Below are 13,529 nucleotides of genomic sequence, written 5' to 3'. Positions count from 1 at the left end.
CTCTTACTTATTATACCATGTCCCTTGTTAGAAAAGGGAGGCCTCAGTTTTTTTCTCTTCCCTCTTCTGTCTCACAGTTTGATAGCCTCTTCCCTTTTGTTTAGACAGGTACCGAATCTTTTTTAATAAGGTACTTGACTTTTTCAGAAGGTACCTGTATATTATCGTGAGTAAGGTACCTTATCAAATGAAAAAGAAACGGATGTAGAAGATTCACTACTGCATCAGAAGATGGAGGAAAGACAATGGGAAAAATCATCAAACGAATGTCTATCAGTAAAGCACTTATAGCAATCGTCTTCTTATTAATCCAAGCAGGCTGTGATCTGTATATCCCGACACTTACAGCGAAAATGATCAATCAAGGGGTGGTAGCTGCCGATATGGGCGCAATTTTACAGATTGGCGGAATCATGTTAAGCTTCTCCCTCGCAAGCTTTGCTGCTGCACTTTTAAACACTTATATTTCAGCAAAAGTGTCTTATCGGCTAGGGAATGACTTGCGTGAGGCAATCTATAAAAAGATCACCGCATTTTCCAATGTGGAGTTTGATCGCTTTAGTGCTTCTTCACTGATCACCAGAAATACAAATGATGTGACGCAGGTACAGTCACTTGTTGAAATGGGACTGAAATTCCTGATATTGACACCAATCTATCTGATTGGCGGCATGTACTTATCCTTCCGCCTAAGTCCGGCACTAACGAGCTCTTACCTGATTGTCGTCCCTCTGCTTCTGGGAATCGCCTTTGTGATTTTTCATTTTACAAATCCGCTTTTCGAAAAAATGCAGACAAGTATTGATAACCTGAATAGGATTTTCAAAGAGGGGCTTACCGGTATCAAGGTCATCCATGCCTTCAACAAAGAAGAAACAGAATACCAACGATATAAAACAGAAAACGATGCGTATACGAAAGTCTCAATTCGTTCAAACACTATGTTGAATTTTCTTATGCCCTTCATGTCCTTGGCAATGAGTTTGGTAACCATTGCAATCACATGGTTCGGTGCAGGCTTCATTGATAGCGGATCGATGGAAATCGGTACACTGATTGGTGTGATTGCCTATACTTCCCAAATCCTGATGGGTGTTGCCCTTTTGACCAATATTGTCTCCTCGATCCCAAGAGGACAGGTTTCAGCAAGACGAATCAACGAAATTCTTGATTTACCATTGGCATTGACTGACGGCTCACAAGAAATACCACAAAATCCAGATACTCCTCTGCTGGCTTTTGATCATGTTTCCTTCCGCTACGAAGGGGCAGAAAAAAATGTGTTCGAAGATATTTCATTCACAGTCAATCAAGGAGAATCATTGGCAATCATTGGTAGTACAGGTTCTGGAAAAACGACATTAGTCAATTTATTGTCCCGATTTTATGATGTAACAGCTGGAAAAATCAAGCTGTTCGGGCAAAGTACCAATGACCTAAAGGAAGAAGCGCTTCGAAACGCAATCAGTTTAGTACCGCAGAAAAACACCTTATTCTTTGGTACGGTGCGTGATAATCTTTTGATTGCACAACCAGAAGCAACGGATGAACAAGTCTGGCAAGCGTTAGAGCTGGCGAAAGCAACTGACTTTGTTCAGGCTGCCAACGGGCTGGAGACAGCTGTTGAAAAAAACGGCGACAACTTTTCCGGCGGACAAAAACAACGCCTCTGCTTAGCACGTGCCTTTTTAAAGGAAGCGGCCATTTATGTATTCGATGATTCTTTTTCAGCATTGGACTTCAAGACAGATGCATTGATCCAGCAGAATTTAAAATTGAATTTTCATCAAGCAGCAAAAATCATTGTCGCACAGCGAATTGCTACAGTTAGACACGCCAGTCGGATTCTGGTATTGAACGAAGGAAAAATTGTCGGCTATGGAATACATGAGGAGCTGGCAGCAGAAAATGCTGTTTATCAGGAAATCATGCAGTCCCAGACAGAAGAGAAAGGAGCGGCTGCATAATGGCTAAAGCAATGAACAGTAAAGGAATGAATAGAGGCGGTATGCGTCATGGCGGATTGGTTGAAAAACCCAAGAAGCCTTGGAAAACGATCGTACGTCTCATGGGGTATGTCAAAGGCAGCACATGGCTTTTGATCTCTGCACTGCTTTTAGCGGTCGGCGGTACAATCATGCAGGTGCTGAGTCCACAAATGCTAGGGCAAGCAACAACCCTGATATTTCAAAATGTCAGCAGCGGTACTCAAATCCAATTTGCACGATTATCTCAAACCCTGTTAACGGTGGGTCTCCTTTACTTTGGAAAATTTATTACCGATGCCCTGCAATCCACTGCAATGACTGTCGCCTCTCAAAAAACAACACAGCGACTTCGAAATGACTTGAAAAAGAAGATCAATCAGTTGTCCAGCTCTTATTTTGATAAGCATTCCAACGGAAATTTGATGTCGATTGCCATCAATGATATGGACAACATTGCGACTACGCTGCAGCAAAGTATCGTTCAATTGATTTCAAGTGTGATTCTACTTGTCGGAACAATTTGGATGATGCTGACAATCAGCTGGCAGTTGACATTACTTGCCTGTCTGATTTTACCAGCCAGTGTACTGGTCACTAAGCTATTGACTCCTAGGACTCAACAGAACTTTCGTGCCTACCTAAAAACACAGGGCGCCCTTAATGGACAAATCGAAGAATCCTTCAACGGTCATGAGATAATCAAAAGCTTCAGTAATCAAAAAGAAGCTATCACTGATTTTCAAAAGCTGAATGAAGAGATGTATGAAACAGGCTGGAAATCCAAATTTTTTGGCGGTTCAATGATGCCTGCAATGATTTTCTTGAAGAATTTTCTCTATGTGATCATCGCTTCCGCCGGCGCTTGGCAAGTCGCTGCCAGTCGAATTTTGATTGGGAATCTACAGGCATTTTTACAGTATTCTTCACAGTTCTCACAACCAATCAGCCAGTTTTCCATGATCTGGAACGGCCTTTTGTCTACTGTTGCTTCTGCAGAGCGGGTATTTGATGTCATCGATGCTGAAGAACGAGCAATCTACGACCAAGAAGCCTTTCCTGATCGCCCAACAGATACTGCCGAAGTTCGCTTTGATCATGTGCAGTTTGGCTATGCTGCCGACCAGTTAGTGATGAAGGATTTTTCTTTAGCAGTCAATAAAGGAGATATGACGGCTATTGTCGGACATACCGGTGCCGGGAAAACAACACTGGTTCATTTACTTCAGCGGTTCTATGAAATATCCGGCGGCAGTATTCGAATCAAAGGTACAGATATCCGTAACCTAAGCCATGAAGAGCTCCATAATAAAATCGGTATGGTTTTACAGGAAACTTGGCTATTCTCTGGAACAATCTATGATAATATCCGCTACGGTAATCCTAACGCAACAGATGAGCAAATATTCACGGCAGCGAAGGCTGCTTTTGTAGATGACTTTGTGCGAAAACTACCTGATGGCTATCAAACGATGCTGAATGAAGAAATCAGCAATATCTCCCAAGGACAAAAACAACTGATCACCATTGCCCGTGCCTTTCTCTCTGATCCGGAAATCTTGATTCTTGATGAAGCTACTTCTAATGTCGATACTCGTACAGAATTGTTGATCCAAAAAGCAATGCGAAAATTATTAAAAGGCAGAACCAGCTTTGTGATTGCCCATCGCCTGTCAACGATTTATGATGCAGACGAAATCATTGTGATGGACCAAGGTGATGTAGTAGAAACAGGAACACATCGTGAGCTATTGGAAATGTCCGGCGTTTATGAAGACATCTATAACAGTCAATATCAAGGTGCAGCCTAAGAAAAATAATTTTAGTAAGGTACTTGACTTATTAGACAGGTGCCTGTATAATATAAAATTGTAAGGTACCTGAACGGTATCTCAACACAATCAATAGGAGGAATTCTCGATGACTGAATACGAATCTACTTTTTTAGAAAAATATTTGTACTTAGAAGGATTATTGCACCGTTACTTTGCATGGAAGAGAAGAGAACAAGGTCCTCACGCTAACCCGCATAAAGGGCAAGGAAGAATTTTGAGTATTTTGAAGCTGCAGCCGGAAATCACACAAAAGGAAATGACCTTTTTATTAGATATGCGTCCTCAATCTCTTGGAGAGCTTTTGACAAAGCTGGAGAAAGCCGGTTTTATCACTCGTGAACCATCAGCAGAAGATCGACGTGTGATGGTCATAAAACTTACAGATACCGGAGCTGAGGAAGCGGACAAGATGAATGCGACAGAAGAAGAAACTATTTTCGATGTACTGACCGAGGAAGAACAAGATCAGTTCAGCGCAATTATCGACAAGCTGACAAAAGCAGTTGAAGCAGAAATGCCGGAAGATATCGGACGCTCTGGTCGTCCTGATGGTCGAGGCTTCGGATTTGGCGGCTATCGTGGTGGTGGGCGAGGCGGATTTGGCCCGAACGGAATGGCCGATTTTGACCCACGAACTAGTGGAAAAGGCTTCCCCGGCTTTGGTCCGGGACGTAGACCCTTCCATCCGCATGAAGGTCATCACCATCCGTTTGAAGGCTTTTCAGATGAGCCTGTCGAAGACAACGAATAAAGCACATTGAATTTTTTACTGAAAGGGATGAAGGCGATGTTAAGTATTATAATCTGGGCACTGTTCGGTGAACGCATTAACAGCTACATCGACTCTTTATAGCCTAAAAAAACGGCTGAGCCAAAAGCGGGACACTTCAAAAATCAAGAAGGAGCTGCTTTTGGCTCGCCGTTTATTCGGTTTTAAATGGGCTAGGCATACTAATGTCACAGCCCTTTTTTTATTTCGATCCCGGCAATTGCTTCACTTGATACACAGCCCCGATCATGCCCGCATCATTTCTTAATTTCGCCGGTTGGATTTTACCAATCGTTTTGTCTTTTAGAAAGCGAATGCTTTCGTGACGATCCTCCAGCAAATCGATTTTACTAATCAGCTGCTGCATGAATTCTTCATTCGCACTGATTCCTCCACCTATCAGGATTGCTTCCGGATCAAAGGAACCAATCAGGTTGATCAAGCCTACTGCAAGATCCTGATAATAGCGATCAAGGACAGCTATCGCTGTTGCCTCGCCAATCTTTGCTCGTTCCATGATGACTTTTGCGTCTTTTATGACTAACGCATTTGGATCTTCTTTCCGCAAAGCCTTATTATACTGAGGATACAGCCCTCCAACTACAGCTCCCCGCCAGTTTAGAGACACCGCTTCGATATTTCCGGAAGGCGGTAAATCATCGATCATCATATAGCCGAATTCTCCCGCCATACCATGAGCGCCGCGGTAGACCTGACCGTTGATTACGATCCCTCCGCCAACACCTGTCCCAAGGACGATACAAAGATAATTATCCAGCTCTTGTGCATTACCGATCCATTTTTCTGCGATCGCTGCTGCATTGGCATCATTTTCAACTGCAGTCGGCAAGCCTGTTCGACTTTCTATCTCTTCTTTTAAATTGATCTCATACAAGGAATGGATCGCTCCTGCCGTAGTCATGAAGCCATTTTTCTGAATAACTCCCGGCGCACTGATGCCGATTCCTTCAATGGCATACTCCTTTTTATAATGCTGAACGATTTCTGTCAGCTCACTGAGTATTTCTTCCTTCTTTTGCTTCGTTTCGATCATTGCCTTTTCAATGATCTCTCCTGCTTCATCCAACACACCATATTTAATATTGGTTCCGCCAATATCAAAGCCTACATACATAACATCAGCCACTTTCACTTTTATTCGATTGTATCATACACTTGAAAAACTTTCGAAAAAATCAGGGAACTGCCGTAAATCACTGTTCCGCCGCCAAGAAATAGCCAAAGAATAAACAGCTTAGGCAGGTAAAAAGGAAAAACAAAGCCCCCTCCGACACACAGCAGGAAGATAAGAATACTGTAGGGAATATGTCGGATAGACAGCAGCAGTGCATTAACCGCCGCGATTGAAAGCTTGTTGTCAAAACGAGCCAGCAAAGGGAACAGGTACAACAGTATCAATAAACCAATCGTGAGCAGCAGCATCCCTGCATAAAAACTGATTTGACTGCTGAAAAGCAGCGTACGAATGACCGGATAGCCCAGCCATGTAAAAATAAGCAAACCTAGCAAGCTCAGCCAAACAATCGTGCTTTTTTTCCACTCTTCTTTAAACTTTTGGATAAAGGTATGCAGAATATTTCCTTCAGAATGCTGCTGCATTCTGAAGGCTGTTCCATAGGCTGCTGTGATAGCCGCTCCAATCGTAACAATGGGCAAACAGCTGATAATAAACATCAGATTCAACAGCATGATCTGATAGAGCCGCATCATATAGCGATACACGAGTCCTTCTGTGCTGAATAATTGAGGCATGATCGTCATCCTTTCTACTTTAAAGAAGTAAAGCTGCCTTGTCTGTTCGATTCTTAGTCCATTCCCAGTTTTTCTTTGTTTTCGACTATTTTTTCATTTCTTACTTTATTGATATCATCAATATTGTTTTGCTTCTGGAAATCTTTGTATGATTCAAGAAGAGTATCAATCTCAGCATCATTTTTCGCACGCAGCATCCCTACTAAAGTGGTACTCCAATTCGTCTGGATCGCACTCAATGCACGTGCCTCCTGAGAACCGGCATCAGGACCAATATTTTCAGTAGCAAATTGCGGCTGTAATTTCCCATCGCCCCATTCCTGCAGCTGTCTTACTGCTTCTACATAGGAATCATCACTCAATGCTTTGAAACGGTCATGCCCAAACTGGATGAATTCGCCTACACGATACTCTTTTTGCCATTTCTCCGGATCATTCTTTTGAATATCACGGGCTTCTTCGGTGTAGGCAACTTTACCATCAGCCAGCTTTTCATACGTTTCACCTTCAACACCATAGTTCGTCAACATTTCTCCATGGTCACTCAAAAGATACGTAAATACTTGCATTGCTTTTGCAGGATCTTTTGCCTGATTCGTGATGTAATTGACCATCCAGCCGGAAATCCCTGCCTGAGACAATGTTGCTTCATTTCCATTCGTACTTTGGATACCGTCAACTGCGATATATTGTGCATTCGGTTCTTTTGCTGCAAATTCCTGTAGAGAAATCCCCTGATTGACAAAGCTGCCGATCATCACCGTCGCATATTTACCGGTTTTCAATTTTTCTTTGAAGCGGTCGCCATCATCTGTAAAGGAATCATCACTGACATTCCCGTCTTCATGTGCTTGTCTGAATGCTTTGATCCACTGGATATACTCTTCATCGAGATTACGATCATAGTAATTTCCATCTTTATCTGTATACGGCACACCAAGCATGTCTTGAACGACTTGATCCATCGAACCATTAGAAGAGCCGTCTTTTGCAAAGTCATTGAAGCCAAATGGAATCAACTCAGGATATTTCTCCTTGATCAGATTCATTGCCTTAACAAAGTTCTCAGGAGTAGTCATGTCTGGTTTGCCGATCCCCTCGTAAACATCTTTTCGGATAATGAAGGCATCACGAGCAAATACTTCGCCGCTCTCAAAGTCTTCCTTCGTATTGGAGTAGTCCGGATAGCCGTATGTTTTCCCGTCGCTTAGCTTATACCAGTTCAATGTATCTTCTCTGGCAACTTCATAGAAATAAGGATCATACGTATCTGCCAAATCCTGTAATGGCAGTGCCCAGCTTTCCGCCTTACGTGCAACGGATGAATTAGAATCAAACACAGTGATGATATCCGGCATGTCTCCACCAGCAAAATACGTATTCAGTTTTGTATCGTCACCGGTGATAAATTCGATATCGATATCCAGGTCTTCTTTTATTTGTTTGGTTACTACATCTGAACCAAATTCTGTGTTCCACCAATCTGCATTGATATACCAAACCAGCTTATTATCCTTTTGAGTATCCAGCTCCCAAGCAGGCTTCGTCTTGTCTAATTCATATCTGCCTTCGATCGACGGGAGTTCTGTTTTCCCTTTGTCTCCTCCTGCACTGTTTTCAGAGCCGCCGCAAGCAGCCAACGAGAACAATGCCGCACCTGCCGCCAATGAGATACCCAACTTCTTTTCAAACGATCTTTTTAACATGATATACGCTCCTTCTCTTCTTTCATATACATTTATAGTTTCATTAAGATACATGAATCACTTTATTTTGTTGCTCCATCGGTTAAAATCGCCAGACTCAGGCTAAGCGATTGTAAATGATCGAACGACGTCTATTCTTTTACCGCACCCAGCATCATGCCGGAAATAAAATGTCTTTGCAGCAATGGATAAATCATGATGATTGGAACTGTCGTGATGACGATTGTCGCCAGTTGTACACCTTTTGAGGTGGTATTGATCGTTAATGCCGCATTTAGTCCCTGGCTCGATGCTGCCTGTGACTGTGTAATGATTTCATAGAGCTTCATCTGTAATGGATACAAAGCTTTATCTGTTACATACAGCTTCGCTGTCATAAAGTCGTTCCATTGCCAGACACCATGAAAGAGAGCGATCGTTGCCAAAGCAGGCTTGGACAAGGGTGCGTAGATACTGGTAAACACTTTCCAATCACTAGCACCATCGATTTTCGCTGACTCTTCAAGCGAAACAGGTACATCCCTGAAAAAGTTCATCAAAATAATGACATCATAATAGCTCAGTAAAGCCGGGATGATATAAACCCAAAACGTATTCAGCAATCCCAAGGACTTGATCAGTAAATAGGTTGGGATCATACCCCCAGTGAAAAACATGGTGATGATCCCCATCGTCGAATAGAGCGTACGCCCTTTTAGATCACGTTTACTCAACGCATAAGCCATGATTGCGCAGAATAAGGTGTGCGCCAGTACCCCAATCACCGTTTTCCCAACTGAGACAAGCAGTGAACGCCAGATACTTGGGTCTTTGAGAACTCGATTGTAGTTTTCAAAAGAAATTTCTGACGGCCAGAAAATAAAGTTCCCTTCAGCTAATGCTGTGCTTGAAGCAAAGGAGGAGGCAACGATATTCCAGATAGGCACAACGATCACAACAGTAAAAACTAGAAGCAGTATGACATTGACCAAATTGAATATTTTGCTGTCTTTATCCTGTACAACATTGCTCTTTGATTTTGAAAAAGACAGTTGTTTTTTCTTTCCCAGTTCCATAATTTCCCTCCTATAATACCGATTGATTGTCGTTTAGCTTTTTCGTCACAATATTTGTGATTGCCAGAAGCACAACTGAAATAACAGCAACTCCCAGACCCACAGCTGTTGCATAAGAAAAGTCTCCCTGCATCAGACCAATTCGATACACATAGGAATTGATCACTTCTGCTTTCGGCTGATTCTGCGAGTTCATCAGAACCAGTGTCTGATCTAAATTCGAGTTGAATAAACCGCTTACAGTCAAAATCAAGTTCAAGGAAATGATATTTCTCATCATCGGGATCGTGATACTCCATGTTTGCCTCAAGCGGCTGGCACCATCCATCTTCGCCGCTTCATAATAAGTCGGATCGATTTTCGACATGGTTGCCAAATAAAGGATCGTCCCCCAACCAGCTTCCTTCCAAACATCAGAGAGTGCCGCGATCCACCAATATTTACCTACATCCAGCATGTGGTTCTGCTCTGTCGCAATCCCGACCATATTCAACAGCTGATTGATCATACCGGTAGAAGAAAACCAAGTGATCAGCATGCCGCCCAAAATGATCCATGAGAGAAAATGCGGTAGATAAGAAATAGTCTGAATCACTCGTTTAAAGACACTATCCCGAAGCTCAAAAATCATGATGGAAATAATGATCGGTAAGACAAAGCCGAAAGCCAGCTTTAGAAAGCTGATGCCTAACGTGTTGACAACAGACTGCCAGAAATAACGATCCTTCATGATGATCTCAAAGTTATCCCAACCAACCCATTGCGCCCCGCCGATCGTATCGATCACCGTGTAATTCTTGAAGGCGATCGTCAATCCATAAATCGGAATAAAGCTGAAAATAATCATATAAACAATGCCGGGTATTGCCATCATCTGTAACTGCCACTGTTTGGCAAAGCCTCTCCAAAAGCCCATGAACCGTTCGGACAAAGAGCTCTTTTTTACCACTTTTGCTTCCACTAAAAATCCCCCTCCTGAAAATAAAAACGTTTTTATTTTATGCTGAATCGCGTATCCTATAAATCCTGTTGATGAAACGAGAGTCGCATTCAACACCTTTACAGACGCAGCATCTGCAACAAGATTTATATACTATTCAATCGTTTTGTTGATTTACGAATAAGCAGTTCACCCTCCAGCTTGAATGATTGACCGACAGCACGTTTATTGATTAGATCCAATAAATGCTCGACCGCTAATGTCCCTTGCTTGGCAATCGGATTATGTACCGTCGTCAATGCCGGTGTAAAATATTCCAGCAAATCGATATCATCAAATCCCATTACACTAAAATCATCAGGTACGGTATAACCGGAATCGATCAGAGCCTTGACTGTTCCAATCCCGCTCAAATCATTCCCTGCCAATATAGCAGTCGGCAGCTCCTCATGGTAGCTTCGAACAAATGAGCGAACACTTGAATATGCCGCTGCTTCTTCAAAAAAACCTTGCAATATCAATGTATCATCAACTGGAATCCCAGCTTCTGTCAAAGCTGCCTTATAGCCAGCAAGACGTTCATCACTGTCATAGCTTTTCTCAAAACCAGCAATAAAGCTGATGCGCCGATGCCCCAACTCAATCAAGTATTCTGTTGCTTCTTTTGCTTTTGCAAAGGAATCAAAAACGACACTGCCGATCGTCTCATCCGAAATATCTCGATCGATGAAAACAGCCTTGATTTTTTCTCGTTTGATTGCCAGCAGATCTTCTTCCGTGATCAGATCCTCAAATCCAATGATCCCATCCACTACACTGCCCATGATCGAATTCAGTACAACCTTTTTATCCGTTGAAATAAACACGTTCACACCATAACCGTTCCTTTCCGCTTCACGAGCAATCGATTCGACTACTGTACTGAAATACGGTCCGGTGATGCTATTTGTATAGAAACCCAGCATCTTTGTCTGGCGTGCCTTCAATTGTTTTCCCATCAAGTTAGGGACGTAATGCAGCCGCTCCGCCACTTCCACAATCCGTTCCTTCGTCTCCGGCTTCACAACATCCACACCGTTCAATGCTTTAGAAACTGTTGCTATGGAAACACCGGCTTCTCTTGCCACATCTCTTATCGTTAGTCTGTTCATAATTATCTCCTATTGGTAATAACCCTTTTATAAAGAGAATGCCGCACCGACCTTCAGCATTTCCAAGGGGGCTATGACATTGGTCTGCCCTATTTCCTTTCCTAGAGAAGAGCCTAGTTCTTCTGTTCCTGCGGTCCCTCGCCACATGGGGAAGCTTTGTCACACCCTCAGCTTTCACAAAATTCGAACTGTCCAGCCAGCGTCGTTCGGCTATCCAATCCAATGAAAAATCGAAACTGACCAAAATCAGGATATCGCTTTAAGTCTCTATGGACATAAGCCAAATCATCTGCTGTCAATGTAAATGTACACCTCTCTGTTGTTTCTCCTGTGACGTTCAGCTTCTGCCACGATTTCAACTCTCTTACCGGGCGAACAAGTTCTGTTACCATGTCTTCGATATACAACTGAACTGTGGCAACCCCTTCTCTCGTTGAGGGATTCTTGACGCTTGCCTGAATCGTCAACGGCTTCTCTCTTGTTAGTACTTCAGCTGATTGACTAATTGCTTCAATACAAACATTACTGTAGCTTAGTCCATAGCCAAACGGATAAAGCGGATCATTACCTACATCCATGTATTTGGATACGTATTTTTCTGTTTGATTTTTCTCGGTCAGCGGACGGCCTGTAGAATATGCCTGATAAGAAAACGGCAGCTGCCCAACTGCTCTTGGAAAGCTCATTGGCAGTTTTCCTTGCGGATCATAATAGCCAGTGAGCGTCTCAGCAATTGCATGACCTCCCTCGCTTCCAGGGAACCAAGCTTCCAATATCCCCTTTACGTAAGGTTCGATAGCTGTCAGCTCCAACGGGCGACCATTGAAAAGTACAACTACTAAATTTGGATTGACTGCTGAGATTCTTTTTACCAGCTCAATTTGACTCTCCGGCAAACTAAGGATTGCCTTACTGGCAGCTTCACCGGTTTCCTCCGAGGATTCGCCCAAAGCCAGAACAACCACCTCACTATTTCTTGCCTCTTCGCATAGTGAAAGATACTCTTCGGCAGAAAGCTCCGCCCATGATGCAGCTTTCCCTATGGTTAAATCAGGCACTCGATGACTAAGACCTTCGGCAAGACTGATTGCATTCGCTGTTTTTCCAATCCATGACCATGCGCCCAAGATATCTTTAGAATCTGCTTTAGGTCCAAGTAGGAATAGCCTCTGCTTCTGTGAAACAGGTAAAATACTATCTTCATTTTTCAGCAAAACAAAGCTCTTCATGGCTGCTTCCTTCGTCGCCTTACGTAGGCTGTGCTCTATCGATGCAGCATTCGCTGTGATCCCTCGAAACGGATTTTCAAACAAGCCCAGTTCGTTTTTCAAGGTCAATAGTCGATATACGGCTTCATCAAGCGCTTGGCTGTCCAATCCTGAAAAATCAGCGAGATGATTGATATAACAGTCGCTCATCATATCAATATCTGTTCCTGCCTCAAAAGCCTCTGCCGCTGCCTGATACTTGTCTCTCACCACTCGATGTGCCAGCAATTCCTCCAACGCATTCCAGTCAGAAATGACTACCCCATCAAATCCCATCTCCTGGCGTAATGTTTCTTTGATCAAGGAGCGATTGAGGGACATGAGTTGTCCATTGATTGGATTGAACGAGGTCATGACTAATTTCACACCCTCATCAAGCGCCGCTTGAAAGGCCGGCAAATAATTCTGATGCAGCTCGATTGGTGACAGGTCAACATGGTTATAGTCACGTCCCCCCTGCACTGCACCATAGCCGACAAAATGCTTAACACACGCTGCCAAACGTTCTGTGTCTTGTGCCAAGTCCGTTCCTTGATAGCCTCTGACATAGCCTTTCGTCAACTCAGCAGATAGGGTCGGATCTTCTCCATTGCTTTCCAGTACTCGCCCCCATCGAGAATCCATCACATGATCCGCCATTGGTGAAAACGTCACATGAACGCCTGCCCTTGTTGCTTCCAACGCCGACAATCTTGCAACTTCTTCAGTCAATTCAGCAGAGAAGCTGCTGGCCAATGCCAGCGGTATCGGGAAAATTGTTTCATAGCCATGAATGACATCTGCCATAAACAGCAGCGGAATACTTAACCGGCTTTTTTCCAGATAGGTCTTCTGGATCATATAAACTTGTTCTGCTGTATGGGTGCCTAAAACCGATCCGATCTGAAACAACTTTTCTTCCGACAGCCGCCATTCAGCCGCCGGACCTGTGATTTCTCCCTCCTGATCGAAGAAATCCGGTGTCACCTGAACGAGCTGACCAATTTTTTCTTCCAAAGTCATTTCATTTATGAGTTCTTTCAGTTCATTTTTTTTCATAATGTCTCC

Annotated in this window: 10 protein-coding genes; 3 read left to right on the top strand and 7 right to left on the bottom strand. The window is 43.2% G+C overall.

The features are described from left to right. The first annotated feature begins 245 nt into the window (after positions 1-245). The 3 genes from I6N96_RS13940 to I6N96_RS13930 all read left to right on the top strand — a co-directional run bounded on the left by I6N96_RS13940 (position 246) and on the right by I6N96_RS13930 (position 4,571). On the top strand, positions 246-1,967 hold the full coding sequence (locus I6N96_RS13940) for an ABC transporter ATP-binding protein (RefSeq protein WP_209558161.1): 1,722 nt from the start codon (positions 246-248) through the stop codon (positions 1,965-1,967). Further along, positions 1,967-3,796, top strand: coding sequence for an ABC transporter ATP-binding protein (locus tag I6N96_RS13935; RefSeq protein ID WP_209558160.1), 1,830 nt, complete (start codon positions 1,967-1,969; stop codon positions 3,794-3,796). The genes I6N96_RS13940 and I6N96_RS13935 overlap by 1 nt, the downstream gene beginning before the upstream one ends. 109 nt (positions 3,797-3,905) lie before the next feature. Continuing rightward, positions 3,906-4,571, top strand: coding sequence for a MarR family winged helix-turn-helix transcriptional regulator (locus I6N96_RS13930; protein WP_209558159.1), 666 nt, complete (start codon positions 3,906-3,908; stop codon positions 4,569-4,571). A gap of 220 nt (positions 4,572-4,791) precedes the next feature. Here I6N96_RS13930 and I6N96_RS13925 read toward each other — a convergent pair whose 3' ends face one another. The 7 genes from I6N96_RS13925 to I6N96_RS13895 all read right to left on the bottom strand — a co-directional run bounded on the left by I6N96_RS13925 (position 4,792) and on the right by I6N96_RS13895 (position 13,520). Next, positions 4,792-5,724, bottom strand: coding sequence for an ROK family protein (locus tag I6N96_RS13925; RefSeq protein WP_209558158.1), 933 nt, complete (start codon positions 5,722-5,724; stop codon positions 4,792-4,794). A gap of 20 nt (positions 5,725-5,744) precedes the next feature. After that, positions 5,745-6,362, bottom strand: coding sequence for a DUF624 domain-containing protein (locus tag I6N96_RS13920; RefSeq protein WP_209558157.1), 618 nt, complete (start codon positions 6,360-6,362; stop codon positions 5,745-5,747). A 53-nt stretch (positions 6,363-6,415) separates the two neighbouring features. After that, a complete protein-coding gene (locus tag I6N96_RS13915) occupies positions 6,416-8,068 on the bottom strand; it encodes a type 2 periplasmic-binding domain-containing protein (RefSeq protein WP_209558156.1) in 1,653 nt (550 codons plus the stop codon). Between the two features lie 131 nt (positions 8,069-8,199). Continuing rightward, positions 8,200-9,123 (bottom strand): carbohydrate ABC transporter permease, encoded by a 924-nt coding sequence (locus tag I6N96_RS13910; protein WP_209558155.1) that lies wholly within the window; start codon positions 9,121-9,123, stop codon positions 8,200-8,202. 10 nt (positions 9,124-9,133) lie between these two features. After that, positions 9,134-10,039: an ABC transporter permease gene (locus tag I6N96_RS13905; protein ID WP_209558216.1), complete on the bottom strand. Its 906-nt coding sequence runs from the start codon at positions 10,037-10,039 to the stop codon at positions 9,134-9,136. Between the two features lie 170 nt (positions 10,040-10,209). Next, positions 10,210-11,217, bottom strand: coding sequence for a LacI family DNA-binding transcriptional regulator (locus I6N96_RS13900; RefSeq protein ID WP_430650165.1), 1,008 nt, complete (start codon positions 11,215-11,217; stop codon positions 10,210-10,212). Between the two features lie 164 nt (positions 11,218-11,381). After that, entirely contained in the window at positions 11,382-13,520 is a 2,139-nt protein-coding gene (locus I6N96_RS13895; protein ID WP_209558153.1) for a glycoside hydrolase family 3 N-terminal domain-containing protein, read from the bottom strand. Positions 13,521-13,529 lie beyond the last annotated feature (9 nt).

It is taken from the genome of Enterococcus larvae (genome assembly GCF_017830045.1).
GTDB lineage: Bacteria > Bacillota > Bacilli > Lactobacillales > Enterococcaceae > Enterococcus_L > Enterococcus_L larvae.
This window is presented reverse-complemented; position numbering and strand designations above follow the sequence as displayed.

Bases quoted from the DNA above. Each gene is read 5' to 3' on its own strand.
- I6N96_RS13940 (WP_209558161.1), top strand. From the start codon at position 246: ATGGGAAAAATCATCAAACGAATGTCTATCAGTAAAGCACTTATAGCA.
- I6N96_RS13935 (WP_209558160.1), top strand. From the start codon at position 1,967: ATGGCTAAAGCAATGAACAGTAAAGGAATGAATAGAGGCGGTATGCGT.
- I6N96_RS13930 (WP_209558159.1), top strand. From the start codon at position 3,906: ATGACTGAATACGAATCTACTTTTTTAGAAAAATATTTGTACTTAGAA.
- I6N96_RS13925 (WP_209558158.1), bottom strand. From the start codon at position 5,724: ATGTATGTAGGCTTTGATATTGGCGGAACCAATATTAAATATGGTGTG.
- I6N96_RS13920 (WP_209558157.1), bottom strand. From the start codon at position 6,362: ATGCCTCAATTATTCAGCACAGAAGGACTCGTGTATCGCTATATGATG.
- I6N96_RS13915 (WP_209558156.1), bottom strand. From the start codon at position 8,068: ATGTTAAAAAGATCGTTTGAAAAGAAGTTGGGTATCTCATTGGCGGCA.
- I6N96_RS13910 (WP_209558155.1), bottom strand. From the start codon at position 9,123: ATGGAACTGGGAAAGAAAAAACAACTGTCTTTTTCAAAATCAAAGAGC.
- I6N96_RS13905 (WP_209558216.1), bottom strand. From the start codon at position 10,039: ATGGGCTTTTGGAGAGGCTTTGCCAAACAGTGGCAGTTACAGATGATG.
- I6N96_RS13895 (WP_209558153.1), bottom strand. From the start codon at position 13,520: ATGAAAAAAAATGAACTGAAAGAACTCATAAATGAAATGACTTTGGAA.